The sequence below is a fragment of the Enterobacter sp. PL_is379 genome (assembly GCF_055817355.1).
The window spans coordinates 154,217-172,042 of the sequence record NZ_JBVPGT010000023.1 but is presented as its reverse complement, the minus strand read 5'-3'; the positions used below and the strand labels follow the sequence as shown (position 1 = coordinate 172,042).

Annotated in this window: 15 protein-coding genes; 5 read left to right on the top strand and 10 right to left on the bottom strand. The window is 55.8% G+C overall.

The window, feature by feature from the left end; all coding sequences use genetic code 11:
• From AC0TOY_RS05565 to AC0TOY_RS05530, 8 genes are all read right to left on the bottom strand, one after another.
• The gene (locus AC0TOY_RS05565) at positions 1–1,026 is read right to left on the bottom strand and encodes an ABC transporter permease (RefSeq protein ID WP_024908183.1); all 1,026 of its coding nucleotides are present in this window, start codon (positions 1,024–1,026) and stop codon (positions 1–3) included.
• Positions 1,026–2,120: a microcin C ABC transporter permease YejB gene (locus AC0TOY_RS05560; RefSeq protein WP_248272533.1), complete on the bottom strand. Its 1,095-nt coding sequence runs from the start codon at positions 2,118–2,120 to the stop codon at positions 1,026–1,028. The genes AC0TOY_RS05565 and AC0TOY_RS05560 overlap by 1 nt, the downstream gene beginning before the upstream one ends.
• 9 nt (positions 2,121–2,129) lie before the next feature.
• The gene (locus AC0TOY_RS05555) at positions 2,130–3,935 is read right to left on the bottom strand and encodes an extracellular solute-binding protein (RefSeq protein WP_148769120.1); all 1,806 of its coding nucleotides are present in this window, start codon (positions 3,933–3,935) and stop codon (positions 2,130–2,132) included.
• Between the two features lie 74 nt (positions 3,936–4,009).
• Positions 4,010–5,566: a cyclic di-GMP phosphodiesterase gene (locus tag AC0TOY_RS05550; RefSeq protein ID WP_024908180.1), complete on the bottom strand. Its 1,557-nt coding sequence runs from the start codon at positions 5,564–5,566 to the stop codon at positions 4,010–4,012.
• A gap of 127 nt (positions 5,567–5,693) precedes the next feature.
• On the bottom strand, positions 5,694–6,263 hold the full coding sequence (mepS, locus tag AC0TOY_RS05545; RefSeq protein WP_058654858.1) for a bifunctional murein DD-endopeptidase/murein LD-carboxypeptidase: 570 nt from the start codon (positions 6,261–6,263) through the stop codon (positions 5,694–5,696).
• A 427-nt stretch (positions 6,264–6,690) separates the two neighbouring features.
• Entirely contained in the window at positions 6,691–7,392 is a 702-nt protein-coding gene (locus AC0TOY_RS05540; RefSeq protein ID WP_032645294.1) for a phosphatase PAP2 family protein, read from the bottom strand.
• A gap of 33 nt (positions 7,393–7,425) precedes the next feature.
• Positions 7,426–8,412: a CobW family GTP-binding protein gene (locus AC0TOY_RS05535; protein WP_024908179.1), complete on the bottom strand. Its 987-nt coding sequence runs from the start codon at positions 8,410–8,412 to the stop codon at positions 7,426–7,428.
• A 122-nt stretch (positions 8,413–8,534) separates the two neighbouring features.
• Complete coding sequence (locus tag AC0TOY_RS05530; protein WP_473721590.1) at positions 8,535–10,001, bottom strand: mannitol dehydrogenase family protein; 1,467 nt, start codon at positions 9,999–10,001, stop codon at positions 8,535–8,537.
• 205 nt (positions 10,002–10,206) lie between these two features.
• Between AC0TOY_RS05530 and uxuA the strand changes: the two genes are divergently transcribed.
• Complete coding sequence (gene uxuA, locus AC0TOY_RS05525) at positions 10,207–11,397, top strand: mannonate dehydratase (RefSeq protein ID WP_473721589.1); 1,191 nt, start codon at positions 10,207–10,209, stop codon at positions 11,395–11,397.
• Positions 11,398–11,492: 95 nt separating this feature from the next.
• Here uxuA and yeiP read toward each other — a convergent pair whose 3' ends face one another.
• Positions 11,493–12,065, bottom strand: a complete 573-nt coding sequence (yeiP, locus tag AC0TOY_RS05520) for an elongation factor P-like protein YeiP (RefSeq protein ID WP_008500940.1) — start codon at positions 12,063–12,065, stop codon at positions 11,493–11,495.
• A gap of 163 nt (positions 12,066–12,228) precedes the next feature.
• Between yeiP and AC0TOY_RS05515 the strand changes: the two genes are divergently transcribed.
• Complete coding sequence (locus AC0TOY_RS05515) at positions 12,229–12,483, top strand: YkgJ family cysteine cluster protein (RefSeq protein ID WP_032645293.1); 255 nt, start codon at positions 12,229–12,231, stop codon at positions 12,481–12,483.
• On the opposite strand, the gene setB is transcribed toward AC0TOY_RS05515, so the two are convergent.
• Positions 12,480–13,661: a sugar efflux transporter SetB gene (gene setB / locus AC0TOY_RS05510; RefSeq protein WP_473721588.1), complete on the bottom strand. Its 1,182-nt coding sequence runs from the start codon at positions 13,659–13,661 to the stop codon at positions 12,480–12,482. The genes AC0TOY_RS05515 and setB overlap by 4 nt on opposite strands.
• Before the next feature lie 361 nt (positions 13,662–14,022).
• Here setB and fruB point away from each other — a divergent pair, with 361 nt between their 5' ends.
• The 3 genes from fruB to fruA are packed head-to-tail and all read left to right on the top strand — an operon-like array spanning position 14,023 to position 17,793.
• Positions 14,023–15,153: a fused PTS fructose transporter subunit IIA/HPr protein gene (gene fruB / locus AC0TOY_RS05505; RefSeq protein WP_473721587.1), complete on the top strand. Its 1,131-nt coding sequence runs from the start codon at positions 14,023–14,025 to the stop codon at positions 15,151–15,153.
• The gene (fruK, locus tag AC0TOY_RS05500; protein WP_008500936.1) at positions 15,153–16,091 is read left to right on the top strand and encodes a 1-phosphofructokinase; all 939 of its coding nucleotides are present in this window, start codon (positions 15,153–15,155) and stop codon (positions 16,089–16,091) included. Before fruB ends, fruK begins: the two co-directional genes overlap by 1 nt.
• Positions 16,092–16,107: 16 nt before the next feature.
• The gene (fruA, locus tag AC0TOY_RS05495; protein WP_267216893.1) at positions 16,108–17,793 is read left to right on the top strand and encodes a PTS fructose transporter subunit IIBC; all 1,686 of its coding nucleotides are present in this window, start codon (positions 16,108–16,110) and stop codon (positions 17,791–17,793) included.
• The last annotated feature ends 33 nt before the right edge of the window (positions 17,794–17,826 follow it).

Here is a 17,826-nt window from a genome sequence, read left to right as displayed (position 1 = left end):
TTATACCGCCTTGTTCGGATCGAAGGCATCGCGCACGGCTTCGCCAATGAAAATCAGCAGCGACAGCAACACGGCCACGGAAAGAAAGGCGGCGATGCCTAACCACGGCGCCTGCAGGTTGTTCTTGCCCTGCAGCAGCAGTTCGCCAAGCGATGGGGAACCCAACGGTAACCCGAAACCGAGAAAATCCAGTGAGGTGAGGGTGGTGATGGAGCTACACAGAATAAACGGCAGGAAGGTGAGCGTTGCCACCACGGCGTTGGGCAACATATGGCGGAAAATGATCCCGCGATCGCTAACGCCAAGCGCCTGCGCGGCGCGAATATAGTCGAAATTACGGGTGCGCAGAAACTCGGCCCTTACCACACCGACCAGCGCCATCCAGCCGAACAGGACGGTGATGCCTAATAGCCACCAGAAGTTGGGCTGTACGACGCTGGAAAGCAGGATGATCAGAAACAGCGTCGGCATGCCTGACCAGACTTCAATAATCCGCTGGCCCCACAGGTCAATTTTCCCGCCGTAGTAGCCCTGAACGGCACCCGCCACGACGCCCATGACGCTTGAGAAGATCGTCAGCATCAGCCCAAAGAGAAGCGAGATTCGCGTGCCGTACAGGATGCGGGCCAGCACGTCGCCGCCGTTCGCATCGGTTCCCAGCCAGTTTTGCGCGGAGGGCGGGGAAGGGAAGGGGGTCGTGGTGGCGAAGTTAATGCTGTTTGCGCCAAAACGTACCGGCGCCCAGAGCGCCCAGCCGTGCCTGTCGATTTGATCGCGAAGCCACGGATCCTGATATTCAGCCGGGGTCGCAAACGGGCCGCCAAAGTCGCTTTCGGTGTAACTGGCGATAACCGGTACGTACCAGCGGTCGTTAAAATGCACCAGCAGCGGTTTGTCGTTGGCGATCAGCTCCGAACACATGCTTAAGGCAAACAGCACGGCAAAAATCCACAGCGACCAGTAGCCGCGGCGGTTGTGGCGAAAACGGGCCCAGCGGGCCTGGTTGACGGGGCTTAAACGCGGCATCAGCGGCCCTCAAAATCGATTCGGGGATCGACCAGCGTATAGCTGATATCACTGATGATATTCAGCAGCAGGCCAATCAGGGTGAAAATATAGAGTGTGCCAAACATCACCGGATAATCGCGCGACACGGTAGCCTCATAGCCCAGCAGCCCCAGGCCGTTGAGCGAGAACATCACCTCTATCAGCAGCGAGCCGGTAAAAAACATGCCGATGAACGTGGCCGGAAATCCGGCGATCACCAGCAGCATGGCGTTGCGAAACACGTGTTTCCACATGATCTGCTTCTCGCTCACGCCCTTGGCGCGGGCCGTGACGACGTACTGTTTACGAATTTCATCGAGAAAGGCGTTTTTGGTCAACATGGTCAGGGCCGCAAACCCGCCGATGACCGTGGCCAGCACCGGCAGCGTGATATGCCAGAGGTAGTCGGTAATTTTCTGGTACCAGGGCAGGGAGCTGAAATCGGCGGAGACCAGCCCCCGCAGCGGGAAGAGGTCGAAATAGCTTCCCCCGGCAAAAAAGACGATCAGCAGGACGGCAAACAGAAATGCCGGGATGGCATAGCCAATAATGATGAACGTGCTGCTCCAGATATCGAACCGGCTGCCGTTGTACACCGCTTTGCGGATCCCGAGCGGAATAGAGACCAGATAGATAATCAGCGTTCCCCACAGCCCCAGCGTGATCGAAACCGGCAGGCTTTGCTTGATCAGCGTCAGCACTGACGCACTGCGAAACAGGCTATCGCCAAAATCGAAGCGGATGTAATCCCAGAGCATTTTGAAATAGCGCTCGTGAATCGGTTTGTCAAAGCCGTAGCGGTGGGTGATCTCGGCGATCACTTCCGGATCCAGCCCGCGTCCGCCGCGGTAGTGGCTTTCACTGATATTCCCTACGCCGGTTCGCGCATGGCTGGCGCCCATCCCTTCAGCGCCGCCGCCGGGCATGCCGCCGCTGTTGCCAAATTCAATGGCGGCAATGGCCTGATCGACCGGCCCACCGGGGGCGATTTGCACGATAAAAAAGTTAATCGTGATGATGGCCCACAGGGTGGGGATGACCAGCAGGAGACGGCGGAGAAGATAGGCACCCATGATAATTCCTTATCGCCGCTCAGCGGGAAGTCTGGCGGCTTTGTTAACGTCATACCACCAGGTATCAAAGCCCAGGGAGTAGACAGGGCGCACGGCAGGCACGGAGAACTTATCCCAGCGCGCAAGGCGATCTTCGCCCATATACCACATCGGCAGCATGTAGTAGTTCCAGGTTAAGACCCTGTCGAGGGCGCGCCCGAGCGGCAGGAGCTTTTCTTTATCCCCCTGCGCCGCCACGATTTTCGCAATGAGCGCGTCAATCGCCGGGCTTTTTACCCCCGGCGCGTTGTACGAGGAGTCAATGTAGCTGGAGGCCCAGGAGATTTGCAGGTCCGAGCTGGGCCACGGCTGGGCGGGCCACAGGCGCTGCATCATGTCGTAATCACGGCTGCGCATGCGGCTGGTGATCTGCGCGTTATCCACCTGGCGAATGTTCATAGTCACACCCAGCCGCTCAAGATTGTGCTTAAACGGCAGCACCCACTGATCGTTGCCTCCGGACGAGAGCAGCAGCTCAAAGCTGAGCGGCTTACCCGTTTTGGCATCCACACGCTTTTGATTTTTCAGGTGCCAGCCCGCGTCATCCAGCAGCTTGCTGGCCTTCAGCAGGTTGTCACGGTCGTAGCCGTCACCCTTCGATGCGGGCGGCTGAAACACGGTGGTGAACACCTGTGGCGGAACCTCCGCTTTTAGCGGTGCCAGCAGGACCAGCTCGTCGGCTTTCGGGTAATCGCGCGCGGCGTATTCGGTATTCTGAAAATAGCTGTTGGCGCGGCTGTAGGCCCCGTAAAACAGCGCTTTGTTCATCCACTCAAAATCAAAGGCCAGGGAGATGGCTTCCCGCACCCGGCGGTCATTAAATACCGGACGCTGAATATTAAACGCCAGCCAGCGGGTGTCCTGGGCAGACTCATTTTTGTGCTCGTCTTTGACGATATAGCCTTTTGCGAAATTTTTGCCGATATAGCGGGTCGCCCAGTTTTTGGCGCTGCTCTCGACGCGCAAATCGAAGGCCCCGGCTTTGAACGCTTCAAACGCCACGTTATCGTCGAGGTAGTAATCATAGCGAAGGGTGTCGAAGTTCCAGCGTCCGCGGTTTACCGGCAGATTGGCCGCCCAGTAGTCTTTGACGCGGGAATAGACGACATATTGCCCCATGCGCCAGTCGGTAATGCGGTAAGGGCCGCCAGCCAGTGGGGGAGTCGAAAGGGGATCGCTCAGCTTATGACTTTTCCAGAACGATTCAGGCATTACCGGCAGCGAGAAGAGGCTCAGCATGTTCTCTTTGTTGGGTTCGCTCAGCTCGATGCGCACGGTGAGCGGCGCAATGGCTCTGACGGACGCGCCCTTATATACGATGCGGAACTGGGGCACGCCTTCGGTCATAAATTTATGGAAGGTGAACGCAACGTCGCTGGCTTTAACCGGTGTGCCATCGTGAAAACGTGCCCGCGGGTTCAGCGAGATTTCCGCCCAGGCGAAGTTATCGGCGTAACGCACGTTCTCGGCAATCAGCGGATAGTAGCTGCCGGGTTCATCGTCAGAGGTGACAAAGAGCGTATCGTAAAGCGATTCCGTCCGCGCTGCCGCCACGCCGCGCAGGGCGAAGCGGTTGAAGTTGTCGAAGGTTCCCGTGGCGGAAAGCGTCACCTTACCGCCCTTCGGCGCGGCAGGGTTGACGTAATCGAAGTGCGTAAAATTGACCGCGTATTTTGGCTCGCCAATCACCGCGAAGGCGATATTTTCTTTGATGGCTTGCGCCTGGCTGGACAGGCTGGTGAATGCCAACATCAGCAACATAAAGCGCATAAGCATCTCGCGGCGGCTCCCTCTTTTACAGACCGGCTCGGTTAAGCTGAATAATAAGTGACGTCGCGGACAATGTGAAATTAATCGCCCTCGGGCGAAATATCAGGACGCCATTCGCGGAACTGCGCCAGCGGCATCGGACGGCTAATCCAGTATCCCTGCAGGAAGTTAACGCCGTGTTCGCGCAGCCAGGCCGCCTGTTCCGGCGTCTCTACCCCTTCGGCGACGGTCGACATATTCAGTCGTCTTGCCAGCGTCAGAACGGCATCCAGCACCGGCGACGTCACGGTCTCAGTACCGATCGCATTCACAAAACCACGGTCGATTTTGAGGTAGTCCATGGTGAAATGCTCAAGATAAATTAGCGCGCTGTGGCCGGTACCAAAATCATCAATGGCGATTTCAAACCCTTCGTTATGCAGCCATTCGAAGAGGCTGTTGGCTTCCCGATGATTCAGCATGTCACGTTCGGTAATTTCCAGCACGATCTGGAAATAATCCGGCGGCAGTAGCGCTTTGAAGGTGCGCATATCGTCCTTGAAGCTTTCCGCATGCAGATGCCCCGGCGCAATGTTAATGCCCACCTTGGCACCCGGGGGTAACAGCGTTTGTAACACGGGTGCATCGTGAATGATAAGGTCAAAGAGATGCAGCGTCAGCGGCACGATCAGCTTCTGCGCTTCGGCAAAATTGATAAACGCGTCAGGCGGAATTTCCCCCATTGTCGGGTGCTTCCAGCGCATCAGCACTTCAAGCCCGGTCATTTTGAGCGATTTGGCATCAACGACGGGCTGATAGACCACGTAAAACTGGCCGCGCTTAATGGCGCTTAAAATCTCTTTACCCGGGTTGAGCCGAATGCTGAGGATGTAGTAGTTGAGCGATCCGGCACAAATGCCGCATACCAGCCCGAAGAATACGGCGTAGAGAATTTCATCGCTGGTCCATGCGTCCGCATACAGGTTGATGGTCAGGGGGACGTCTTTCAGCGTCGCCGTGCGGACCGGGATGTCATGTAATTCGTGCGCATGAACCAGGGTACTGGACTGGGTCGACAATGCGTTATCGCCGATGATGATGGCTATACCCGCGAACTCGTCCTGGCGCTCCGTGTAGAGCAGGTAAGGCGTCAGATTAATATTCACTGAGGTGAACACTCCGCCGCCCTTTACTAATGGGTTGCGGTACCAGATCGCAATTGCAGGTTCATCAGGCAGCATGGGGGTACCCGGGAGCAGCGCCATATCGATCGGTTTATCGATATTCAGCTCAGGTATCAGCGTCTCCATCGGGACATTCATCGGGCCTGTGGCGGAAGAGCAGAACGCCATCTTGTCCCTGACCAGCAGGAAGGCGCGAACGTTAATGCTGAAGGCCGCGCGTGAGGTGAGTTCCTGATTGACGTCGTGGCACGTGTTAAGCGTGAGGGGCTGGAGAACATTGACCGCTTTTTTTAAATCGTCGAAATAGCTCCCCATATAGGCGCTTACATCATTCACCAGAGTGTCGAATTTGACTTCCCGCTTGTGGTAACTCCAGGAAAATTGCAGTGAACCCAGGAGCAGGGCGGTGATGAGACCCGTGATAATACTGAGGATCAGTATCTTACGATTACTGGAGAAGTAGCGGGTGAGCATAGACGTCGTGATTCCTGAAATGCCGCTGGATGTATTCAGTGTAATGGGCAAAAAAAAACACTGCCGAAGCAGTGCTTTTTTTCATCATATCGTCAGCCAAGGGATAACCAACGATACAATAGTCATATTAACTGCGGGTCAGTACGCGGCGTGCTTCGTTGTAGCGCTTCTTCCAGTACGGTTCATTCATGCTGGAAATGGTCACACCGCTGCTGGTGGAGGCATGTACGAACTGGTCGTTACCAATGTAGATGCCAACATGTCGACCTGTAGAACCGGCACGGAACAGGACTAGATCACCGGTGCGCAGTTTGGTACGTGAAATCGACTTGCCCATCTCCTGCTGTTCATAGGTTGAACGCGGAAGATCTAACCCAAATTGCTCACGGAACGTACGCTGTACAAAACCGGAACAATCAATACCTGTTTTTGTGCTGCCGCCAAGACGATAGCGCACGCCTTTCCAGTCAGCATACTGGTCCATAATGCGGGACTTCACGTCCAGATTACGTACCATATTTTCAAATTCATCCTGAGAGGCTTGCAGTGACGAGGAATCTTCCATTCCCACAACACGCGTCTCAGGATGCATATTCTTTGCGGTGTTCGATGTACTACATGCAGATAACAGTACCGCGACTGCTATCACCGGGATCCCCCGTAAGATATATCTCAGAAACGGTTGAGATTTGACCATTTTGTTTATTATCCCTTGAAGTCCTTAACGACAAATATCGTTATAAAAATGCCAAACGTGACGAGACTAATTATCTGTTCACATTGAGACAATTCTTTCTGGTCACATTTGTGGCATAGCGCACAAAATTATTCACCATCGAAATAATTATCCCTATGGGGCAAAACGAGTTCGAGATTAACCGATTGCCAGGGGTATTGCGAGTAAAAAAAGCCTTTTTTTTATAAGAAAATGTGATACAGAAAGTAAAAATCCGTAATTGCTTAAAATGCGGTCAGATCCGAGGCTTTATCGCGCAATTGCTTCATTTTTATCATGAATGTGATGACAAGAATATGACACTGGGAAAAGATCGTGGCGGGAAGGCTATCAGGGATCATGTCGATCCCTGATAGCTCACGTTAATTTAGGTTAGTTATTTGTTCAATTATTGTTGCGTTTTACCGGGAAGGTAACGATCGAACAGCGCTATTATCCTGTCGCTCAGTGGGGTCATCAAACACCACGGCAGCGCAATCAGCGCCACGGAGAGCGAACCGACGGCAATATCGGTGAACCAGTGAGCGCCAATCATTACGCGCGGGAAGGCAAAAACCACAAAAATAATCAGGGCTATGGCAAACGCTTTTCTGCCGAAATAGCGAAGCATAATTGCGGAAAAAATAAGCAGCATCATGCCGTGATCGCCGGGGAAACTGTCCTTCGACGCATCTTTTGTTGGAATATGCAGCAGTTCACTCACGCGATAAATATCGGTGAAAAAGAGCGTTGGGCTGGAACGCTTAACCGGAATAATCGCGGTGGCCAGCTGGTTAATGACGACGGCAAACAGCAGCATCACCAGACCGATAATCAGAATACGTCGACGCCCGGCTTTGTCCTCTTTCAGCCAGAAAGAGAGCATCAGGCATCCCATGGCCAGCAGCGAGAAGCCGTCGAAGGCGCGGTTGTTGGTGATGGCAACCAGCCACAGGAACGCGTTGCTCTTCACCAGCTCCTGGTTGAAGAAGTGGAAAATGGCAGAATCCAGCGGGAACCAGAAACCATGATCCGCCGGGATATACCAGGAGAAGAAAAGCGCCAGACCGGCGACATTAAGCAGTAATATCAGGGGAAATCGAGTTGTCATAACGTTCTGTATAGTGTGAAAACAGGGGCAACGTTAGCCGCCTGAACTTAAACGAATCCTCAACAGGCTGGACTGGAGGGCATTCCAGTCGGCGTTAACCGCACTAATTAACTCTATACGGCTGTCGGGCGGCGCCACGTTTTGCGTTTCAATAAAGAAATCGTCGCCCTGACGGTTGATTCGCACCAGCCCGTCTGGCGTGCGCATGATCCCTTTCACGCGATCGACGGGCGCAAGTCGGGCCCACTCGAGGATCCCGATGGTGTCGAAAACGGTTTCAGCATCAAAAATCCACCCGCAGGCCTGATATCCCTGACCGCTGTTCAGGTTACGGCGCCAGCGCTGGTGCTCCGGCAGACTCAGGGCTGCCAGGCCCTGCTTAACCGGGTGACTGTGCGCATGCTCCGCGCTGGCGGGCAACGCGGTGAGGTTCAGACGTGGAAGGTCAAGCAGGGCGCTATCAATATTCCCCTGGGTGGCCTGCACCCGCGTGCGATTGCCGCCGAAATGCTGCCACCACGACTCCAGCGCGGCCTGGCTTTCAGCCGTGGCGCGATCGGCTTTATTCGCGACTATAACGTCAGCCGAGGCGAGCTGATCGCGGAAGTTCTCATTGGCCAGCGACTTGTCATCCAGAAGCTGACGCGGATCGAGCAGGCACAGGGTGGCGCGCAGATCGATCCACGGCTCGTAAACCGGGGCGGTCAGTAGATCGAGGATCTGCTTCGGGTGACCCAGCCCGGTGGGTTCAATCAGCAGGCGGTCAGGTTTGCCCTGACGCAGCAGGGTATTGAGCCCGACCTGCATCGGCAGGCCATTGACGCAGCACATGCACCCGCCGGGGATCTCTTTAATCATTGCGCCGCTGGATGACAGCAGCGCGCCGTCAATGCCCACCTCGCCAAATTCATTGACCAGCACGGCCCATTTCTCGGCCGGATCTTTATTTGCCAGCAGGTGGAGAATTGAGGTGGTTTTACCGCTGCCGAGAAAACCGGTGATGAGGTTGGTTTTGGTCACGTGCGCTCCGGATGAGAATGGTGATGCTATAACACTATTCTCTATCCTGGCGAAAAACGTGCCCTGTGAGAAGGGGAAGGGCGAACGGAGGCCTCATCCGTTCGCATTAAGCGCAATAATCGTTAAAGATTTAACGTTTCGATAACAGCCTGACGTGCGCCGTGGCGGGTTATGCGCTCATAGGCCTGGCTGACAGCCTCCACAAAAACGCGATTATGCGCAAGATCGTGACCGAAGACCTCACTCAGCCCCAGCAGCGCGTGGACGCGGTTGGCGTCGCTGCTGGCATTGACGATGGCGCGGATTTTATCGCTAAGGGGATCGCGTACGTCAATCGCGTTTCCGCGTTCGTCGGTACCGCTGACGTAGCGTATCCAGCCGGCCACGCCCAGGGCCAGCAGCGACCACGGCGTATTTCGCTCAAGATGAACGCGGATCCCGTCCAGCATTCTCTGGGGCAGCTTCTGGCTACCGTCCATCGCGATTTGCCAGGTCCGGTGCTGGAGGGCCGGGTTGGCAAAGCGCTCCAGCAGGCTATCGGCGTAGGCGGTGAGGTCGACATCCTCAATACGTAATGTTGGGGCCTGCTCGTCCAGCATGAGTCGACGGGCGGCTTCACGGAACGCCGCGTCCTCCATGCATTCATTTATATGGGCGTAGCCGGCGAGGTACCCCAGATACGCCAGGAAAGAGTGGCTGCCGTTGAGCATGCGCAATTTCATCTGCTCCCACGGCAGAACATCCTGCACCATCTGGACACCGGCCACTTCCCACTCGGGACGTCCGGCGACAAAATTATCTTCTACGACCCACTGAATGAACGGCTCGCAGCTTATGGCGCACGGATCTTCCACGCCAAGCGCGTCGGTGATTTCCGCCAGCGAGGCCTCCGTTGCGGCGGGCACAATCCTGTCGACCATCGTCCCCGGGAAACTCACGTGGCTATCAATCCATTCAGATAACCCTGCGGAACGTTTTTGCGCCATGCCCAGCACCGCGTTTTTCACCACGTGCCCGTTGTCAGGGATATTGTCGCAGGACAGCACGGTAAACGCAGACAAGCCGCGCTCGCGGCGGCGGTGGAGGGCTTCGACCAGGATCCCTGGGGCCGAATGTGGCTCGGAGGGGTTTTCAAGGTCGTGGACGATCCGGGGGTTATTCAGATCGAGTTTTCCGGTCGCGGGATCGATGCAATAGCCTTTTTCCGTGATGGTGAGCGAGACAATCGCAACCTGAGGCTCGCAAAATTTCTCAATAATGGCGGGCAGGGAGTCCAGCTTTGCGTTCAGGCATTCATGGACGGCACCGACGATAATGGCCTCATTTCCTTCAGCCCCTTTTTCCAGCACTGTGAACAGATGATCCTGCGCGCGCAGCTGGCTCATCAGCACATCGCCGCTGAAAAGGCTAATCTCACAAATCCCCCAGTCGCCGCCTTTTTCATTCAGCACCCGATTTGTTAACAATGCCTGGTGCGCACGGTGAAACGCGCCAAAGCCAAAGTGGACGATGCGGGAGCGTAATGACTGGCGATCGTAGCGCGGTTGCTGAACCCGGGCAGGAAGGGCGGTGGAGGCAATTGTCTTCATGAGATACACACCTGATTAACCATTAATTAACAATGCCAGTGTAAAGTTATATGACAGCAAATAAAATTGGTGAGCCGTAAATATCCCCGTTATGTGAGTTTGATCAATCAATGTGTGGCGGTGTATTGACCCTTCACGGCAAACATGTATGGTAGTCGTCATTGCAGTAGCACATATTGGTATAACAACTTAAGAGGGTGAGGCAATGGAACAAACCTGGCGTTGGTACGGGCCGAACGATCCGGTTTCTCTTGATGATGTGCGTCAGGCTGGCGCAACGGGTGTCGTCACGGCGCTGCATCATATTCCAAACGGTCAGGTATGGCCGGTAGAGGAAATTCAACAGCGTCAGGCGCTGCTGGCGGAGAAGGGGTTAACCTGGTCTGTGGTGGAAAGCATCCCGGTTCATGAAGACATTAAAACCCATTCAGGGGAGTACCAGACCTGGATTGTTAACTACCAGCAGAGCATCCGTAACCTTGCGGCCTGCGGCATTGATACGGTCTGCTATAACTTCATGCCTATCCTCGACTGGACGCGAACCGACCTTGAATATCAGATGCCGGACGGCTCGAAAGCGCTGCGTTTCGATCAGATTGCCTTTGCGGCATTCGAACTGCACATTCTGAAACGCCCTGGCGCCGAAGCGGATTACACCGCGGAAGAGCAGCAGCAGGCGCGCGCGTGGTTTAACGCTGCCAGTGACGCGGACATCGAAAAGCTGACCCGTAATATTATTGCGGGCCTGCCTGGGGCCGAAGAGGGGTATACGCTGGATCAGTTCCGCGCGCGTCTGGCGGAATACGGTGATATTGATAAGCAGCAGCTGCGTGAAAACATGGCGTATTTCCTGCGCGCTATCGTGCCGGTTGCGGAAGAGGTAGGGGTTCGCCTGGCCGTGCATCCGGACGATCCACCGCGTCCTATCCTCGGCCTGCCGCGTATCGTGTCTACGATTGAAGATATGCAGTGGCTGAAAGAGACGGTAAACAGCATTTACAACGGTTTTACCATGTGTACCGGCTCCTACGGCGTGCGTGCGGATAACGACCTGGTGCGGATGATTGAAACCTTCGGCGATCGTATCCACTTCACGCATCTGCGCGCGACCTGCCGCGAAGAGAATCCAAAAACCTTCCACGAGGCGGCGCACCTGGGCGGTGATGTGAATATGGTGGCGGTGGTAGACGCCATTCTGGCGGAAGAGGCGCGTCGTAAGCAGGCGGGCGATGTGCGTCCTATTCCGTTCCGCCCTGACCACGGTCACCAGATGCTGGACGATCTGCGCAAGAAAACCAACCCGGGCTATTCGGCGATTGGCCGTCTTAAAGGCATGGCGGAAGTGCGCGGCGTTGAGCTGGCGCTGAAGATGACGAAGTATCCGGAGCTTCTGTAGCCTGAATTGATACAATAAAAAAACCGGCCTGAGAGCCGGTTTTTGTGTTTTTGTAGGTCGGGTAAGGCGAAGCCGCTACCCGACAAACGCCGCAATCAGTCAGCGCGACCCATATAGCGTTTTTCTTCGATATGGATGCGGATTTTCTCGCCAGCGGAGAGGTATTCCGGTACCTGCACAACCAGGCCGGTCGTCAGGGTAGCCGGTTTGTTGCGCGCGCTTGCTGACGCGCCTTTGATGCCAGGCGCCGTTTCAACGATTTCCAGATCGACGGTCTGAGGCAGTTCCAGCGCCAGCAGCACGCCGTCCCAGGTCAGAACCTGCATGTCAGGCATGCCGCCTTCAGGGATAAACAGCAGCTCTTCTTCAATTTGATCTTTGGTGAAGATGTACGGGGTGTAATCTTCTTTATCCATGAACACGTATTCGTTGCCGTCGATGTAGGAGAAATCAACATAGCGACGGGTCAGGGTCACGGTATCGACGATATCGTCACCTTTAAAGCGCTCTTCCACTTTCAGGCCGGTACGCACATCGGCGAAACGCATTTTGTACAGCGTTGCTGCACCACGGGCGCTCGGGGCCTGAATGTCGATATCTTTCACAATCAGCAATTTGCCGTTGTAATTCAGCACCATACCTTTCTTAATTTCGTTCGCTCTTGGCATTGCAGTAATCCTGTTTACGGGAGGTAAAAAATATCGCGCCAAATTACTCGCGCGCGGCCTTTCAGGCAAGAGGAATTCGTGGCTTTTGCTATCAATACGCAAAAGGTGTTACTGTGCGCGCGATGCCCGACTCGCGGGCGATCGTCAGCGAAAGAGAGCATTTATGGATTGCCGTCCCGATTGTGGCGCGTGCTGTACTGCACCGTCCATTTCAAGCCCCATTCCAGGAATGCCCGAGGGCAAGCCTGCCAATACCCGCTGCGTTCAGCTCTCGGAAACCAACCTGTGCATGATCTTTGGCTCACCGTTGCGCCCGAAAGTCTGCTCCGGGCTTCAGCCCGCTGCCGAAATGTGCGGCAGCACGCGAGAGCAGGCGATGACGTACCTTCTTGAACTTGAAACGCTCACTGCGCCTTAAACATCTTTAATTCTCGCCAGGCAGGCCATCGTCAGCGTACACATCACCAGCGCAATCCAGAACACCGTGTGATAGTTCCAGATTTCGGCCACGACACCGGCCATTGAGCCCGCGATAATCCAGCCCACGCGGGTGGTATTAGTATAAAGGGTGGTGGCTGAGCCTGCCTGACCCGGCATCAGATCCTGGAAATAGAGCATGCCTATCCCGGCGAGAATGCCAATATAGATGGCGTTCAGCAGCTGTAACGCCAGCAACAGCCCAGGCGTATGTACCGTCAGCATACCGATATAAAACAGCAGACCGGCGACAGCGGCGATGCGCATTAAAAACCGCTTTCCGAAGCGCTTAGCGTAATAGCCCGCGATGAGCATCGTCGGGATCTCAAGCCCGGCCGCGGTGCCCATCATGATGCCCGCCAGCTTCTCCGACAGGTGCAGTTCATTAATAATAAACAGCGGCATATTGATGATATACAGGCTGTTGGTGCCCCACATCATAGTGCAGATAACAAACAGGAGCAGGGAATCGCGGCGGTTACGGCGCGGCGCTTCCACTACGCCCGTTGCCACTTTGGGCTCTTTGCGCATGGACGGCAGGAAGAACCACACCAGCGCGCCGCACGCCACAAACGCAACGGCCGCACTCAGGTACATCACCGTAAAACCAAAACCCATCGCCAGCGCGTAGGCCAGCGGCGGACCAATCACCCATGCCAGCGATACCTGCGCACGCAGGACAGAGCTGAACATCACCGCTTCACGTCCGGTATGGTCCGCGTGTTCGCGGGCAAGGGCGAACAGCTGAGGGTTTGCCGTTGAGCCAAAGCTGCTCAGAAATACCCCGACGAAGAGCAGAATGAAATAGTTGCGGTTCCAGGCAAACAGAACGCAGGCCATGACCCCCAGCAAGCAGCAGAAAACGATCAGGCTTTTACGATCGCCTTTTCTGTCGGATCGCCCCGCCAGAAACTGGCTGACCAGGATGCCGATAATGGCGCTTCCGGTGAAAAAGAAGCCCACCATCGCCGGACGGACGTGAACCTCATTTGTCAGGAATAAGCTCAATGTCGGCGTCTGTAACGCGCCGGCAATGCCCGTGAAGAAGGCAACAACCAGGAATGCCGCAGAGGTCAAATCAAAGGGCTTCGGCGAGACGGCCGCAGGGGTGTTATGCATGTTTTATAATTAGCGAGTAGCAGAGAGGGGCGGAGTTTACGCCGTCAGCTAAAAAATAAACAGTGGGTGCGGTCAATGATGCCACGAAAAATCAAAATGGCATTTCAACTTACCTCTCACCCGGCTGACCTTAGCTGAAACTGGCTTGCTGAACTTCAGCAAAATTCAGCTGAACGAAGAAGAAATGTGCTGTATCTCTAAATTCTGAGATCGGAAATACGAGTTTACTTGCAAGACATTGCAGAAAGCGCAAGACTTTTTGAAACGTTTCAGCGCTATCTTGTTTTAACAAACGGAGCAGGCTAGCGCATTTTTTCTCATTAAAGCTGAAACGATTCAAGTTCAGCAGGAGTGGAGAACCATGTTCCAGTTATCTGTTCAGGATATCCACCCGGGCGCTCAGGCCGGGGATAAAGAAGAGGCTATTCGCCAGGTTGCCGCTGCGCTCGTGCTGGCGGGTAACGTCGCGGACGGCTATGTCAACGGCATGCTGGCGCGCGAGCAGCAGACCTCAACCTTCCTCGGCAATGGCATTGCCATTCCGCACGGCACAACCGATACCCGCGATCAGGTGTTGAAAACCGGCGTTAAGGTTTATCAGTTCCCGCAGGGCGTGCTCTGGGGCGACGGTCAGGTAGCCTATGTGGCCATCGGTATCGCGGCCAGCAGCGACGAACACCTAGGCCTGCTGCGTCAGCTGACGCATGTCCTGAGCGATGACGATGTGGCTGAACAGCTTAAGTCCGCCACCACAGCTGAAGAGCTGCGTGCGTTGCTGATGGGCGAAAAACAGAGCGAAGCGCTGAAACTGGATAATGAAACGCTGACGCTGGATGTGGTTGCCTCCGATCTGGTGACGCTGCAGGCGCTGAACGCGGGCCGTCTGAAAGAAGCCGGCGCGGCGGATGCCACGTTTGTGACGCGCGTGATTAACGATAAGCCGTTGAATCTGGGTCAGGGTATCTGGCTGAACGACAGTGCTGAAGGCAACCTGCGCAGCGCTATCGCCGTGAGCCGCGCGGCCAATGCGTTTGACGTAGAAGGCGAGCCTGCAGCCATGCTGGTGACCGTGGCGATGAACGATGAACAGCCGGTTTCCGTGCTGAAGCGTCTGGGCGATCTGCTGCTGAACAACAAAGCTGAAAAACTGCTGAACGCTGATGCCTCCACCGTGCTGGCGCTGCTGACCAGTGATGATGCGCCGACTGAAGACGTGCAGACCGCTGAGTTCGTGGTACGTAACGAGCACGGCCTGCATGCCCGTCCGGGCACCATGCTGGTGAATACCATTAAACAATTCGAGAGTGAGATCACCGTGGCGAATCTTGATGGCACGGGCAAACCTGCCAACGGCCGTAGTCTGATGAAAGTTGTCGCGCTGGGCGTGAAGAAAGGGCACCGTCTGCGTTTCACCGCACAGGGTGCTGATGCTGAACAGGCGCTGAAAGCGATTGGCGATGCCATCGCGGCGGGTCTGGGGGAGGGCGCATAATGAGCAGACGTGTTGCGACTATTACGCTGAACCCGGCTTATGACCTGGTAGGATTTTGCCCGGAAATTGAGCGCGGCGAAGTCAACCTCGTGCGTACCACTGGCCTGCATGCTGCGGGTAAAGGGATTAACGTCGCGAAAGTGCTCAAGGATCTCGGTATCGACGTCACCGTAGGTGGATTCCTCGGTAAAGATAACCAGGATGGTTTCCAGCAGCTGTTCAGCGAGCTGGGCATTGCCAACCGTTTTCAGGTTGTTCAGGGCCGTACCCGTATCAACGTTAAGCTGACGGAGAAAGACGGTGAAGTGACTGACCTGAACTTCTCTGGCTTCGAAGTGACGCCGTCAGACTGGGAGCGTTTTGTGAACGATTCTCTGACCTGGCTCGGTCAGTTTGACATGGTCTGCGTCAGCGGCAGCCTGCCGTCCGGCGTGAGCCCGGAAGCGTTTACCGACTGGATGACGCGTCTGCGCAGCCAGTGCCCGTGCATCATTTTTGACAGCAGCCGCGATGCGCTGGTTGCGGGCCTGAAAGCCTCGCCGTGGCTGGTGAAGCCGAATCGCCGCGAGCTGGAGATCTGGGCGGGTCGTAAGCTGCCAGAATTAAAAGATGTGATTGACGCTGCCCATGCGCTGCGCGAGCAGGGTATCGCTCACGTGGTGATCTCGCTTGGTGCAGAAGGCGCGTTGTGGGTTAACGCGTCTGGCGAATGGATCGCCAAACCGCCGTCAATGGAAGTTGTGAGTACCGTTGGCGCAGGGGATTCCATGGTTGGCGGCCTGATTTATGGTCTGCTGATGCGTGAATCCAGTGAACATACTTTACGTCTTGCCACTGCCGTTGCTGCCCTGGCCGTAAGCCAGAGCAATGTCGGTATTACCGATCGTACCCAGTTAGCCGCGATGATGGCGCGCGTTGACTTAAAACCTTTTAACTAACAGCAGGAGAGGAATAATGAAAACGCTGCTGATCATTGACTCCGGTCTCGGACAGGCTCGCGCCTATATGGCGAAGACCTTGCTGGGCGCGGCGGCACAAAAAGCACATCTGGAGATTATCGATAATCCAGGCGATGCAGAACTGGCCATTGTACTGGGCGACAAAATCCCGGCTGACAGTGCGCTGAACGGCAAAAAAGTGTGGCTGGGCGATATTAATCGCGCGGTGGCACACCCGGAACTGTTCCTGAGCGAAGCGAAAGGTCACGCGTCTGTCTACAGCGCGCCTGTCGCAACGGCACCGGCTGCGGCCACGGGTCCAAAACGCATTGTTGCGGTGACGGCCTGCCCGACGGGCGTGGCTCACACTTTTATGGCGGCTGAAGCCATTGAAACCGAAGCGAAAAAACGCGGCTGGTGGGTAAAAGTTGAAACGCGTGGCTCCGTCGGTGCCGGCAACGCTATCACCCCAGAAGAAGTGGCTGAGGCCGATCTGGTGATCGTGGCGGCGGATATCGAAGTGGACCTGGCGAAATTTGCCGGTAAGCCAATGTACCGTACGTCTACCGGCCTGGCGCTGAAAAAGACCGCGCAGGAGTTTGATAAAGCGCTGGTGGAAGCGAAGCCGTATCAGGCAACCGGCGCGCGTCAAACCGCGACAGAAGGTAAGAAAGAGTCTGCGGGCGCCTATCGCCATCTGTTGACCGGCGTGTCTTACATGCTGCCGATGGTGGTGGCGGGTGGTCTGTGTATCGCTCTCTCGTTCGCGTTTGGTATCACCGCGTTTAAAGAACAAGGCACGCTGGCCGCTGCGCTGATGCAGATCGGCGGTGGTTCAGCCTTCGCTCTGATGGTGCCGGTACTGGCGGGCTTTATTGCCTTCTCCATCGCTGACCGTCCTGGCCTGACGCCGGGCCTTATCGGCGGTATGCTGGCCGTGAGCACGGGTTCCGGCTTTATCGGCGGGATTATCGCAGGCTTCCTGGCCGGTTACGTCGCGAAGCTCATCAGCTCGAAGCTCAAGCTGCCGCAGAGTATGGAAGCGCTGAAACCGATCCTGATCATCCCGCTGATTTCCAGCCTGGTTGTCGGTCTGGCGATGATTTACCTGATTGGTAAGCCGGTTGCGGGCATCCTGGCGGGTCTGACCCACTGGCTGCAAACCATGGGTACCGCAAACGCGGTTCTGCTGGGTGCAATCCTCGGTGGCATGATGTGTACCGACATGGGTGGTCCGGTGAACAAAGCGGCTTACGCCTTTGGTGTTGGCCTGCTGAGTACCCAGACCTACGCGCCAATGGCGGCGATCATGGCGGCCGGTATGGTGCCTCCTCTGGCTCTCGGCCTGGCGACGATTATTGCCCGTCGTAAGTTCGATAAAGCACAGCAGGAAGGCGGCAAAGCGGCGCTGGTGCTGGGTCTGTGCTTCATCACCGAAGGGGCGATTCCGTTCGCGGCTCGTGACCCAATGCGTGTACTGCCTTGCTGTATCGCGGGTGGCGCGGTAACGGGGGCAATCTCCATGGCGATTGGCGCGAAGCTGATGGCACCACACGGCGGTCTGTTCGTGCTGCTGATCCCTGGCGCCATCACCCCGGTACTGGGCTACCTGCTGGCCATCGTTGCCGGTACGCTGGTGGCGGGTCTCTCTTACGCAGTGCTGAAACGTCCGGAAGCGGAAGTCGTGGCAAAAGCAGCGTAAGCGATAAACAACAAAAAAGCCGGGTTGCATTAC

Excerpts from the sequence above, each read along its gene's own strand:
- AC0TOY_RS05565 (WP_024908183.1), bottom strand. The coding sequence starts at position 1,026 with ATGCCGCGTTTAAGCCCCGTCAACCAGGCCCGCTGGGCCCGTTTTCGC.
- AC0TOY_RS05560 (WP_248272533.1), bottom strand. The coding sequence starts at position 2,120 with ATGGGTGCCTATCTTCTCCGCCGTCTCCTGCTGGTCATCCCCACCCTG.
- AC0TOY_RS05555 (WP_148769120.1), bottom strand. The coding sequence starts at position 3,935 with ATGCTTATGCGCTTTATGTTGCTGATGTTGGCATTCACCAGCCTGTCC.
- AC0TOY_RS05550 (WP_024908180.1), bottom strand. The coding sequence starts at position 5,566 with ATGCTCACCCGCTACTTCTCCAGTAATCGTAAGATACTGATCCTCAGT.
- mepS (WP_058654858.1), bottom strand. The coding sequence starts at position 6,263 with ATGGTCAAATCTCAACCGTTTCTGAGATATATCTTACGGGGGATCCCG.
- AC0TOY_RS05540 (WP_032645294.1), bottom strand. The coding sequence starts at position 7,392 with ATGACAACTCGATTTCCCCTGATATTACTGCTTAATGTCGCCGGTCTG.
- AC0TOY_RS05530 (WP_473721590.1), bottom strand. The coding sequence starts at position 10,001 with ATGAAGACAATTGCCTCCACCGCCCTTCCTGCCCGGGTTCAGCAACCG.
- uxuA (WP_473721589.1), top strand. The coding sequence starts at position 10,207 with ATGGAACAAACCTGGCGTTGGTACGGGCCGAACGATCCGGTTTCTCTT.
- yeiP (WP_008500940.1), bottom strand. The coding sequence starts at position 12,065 with ATGCCAAGAGCGAACGAAATTAAGAAAGGTATGGTGCTGAATTACAAC.
- AC0TOY_RS05515 (WP_032645293.1), top strand. The coding sequence starts at position 12,229 with ATGGATTGCCGTCCCGATTGTGGCGCGTGCTGTACTGCACCGTCCATT.
- setB (WP_473721588.1), bottom strand. The coding sequence starts at position 13,661 with ATGCATAACACCCCTGCGGCCGTCTCGCCGAAGCCCTTTGATTTGACC.
- fruB (WP_473721587.1), top strand. The coding sequence starts at position 14,023 with ATGTTCCAGTTATCTGTTCAGGATATCCACCCGGGCGCTCAGGCCGGG.
- fruK (WP_008500936.1), top strand. The coding sequence starts at position 15,153 with ATGAGCAGACGTGTTGCGACTATTACGCTGAACCCGGCTTATGACCTG.
- fruA (WP_267216893.1), top strand. The coding sequence starts at position 16,108 with ATGAAAACGCTGCTGATCATTGACTCCGGTCTCGGACAGGCTCGCGCC.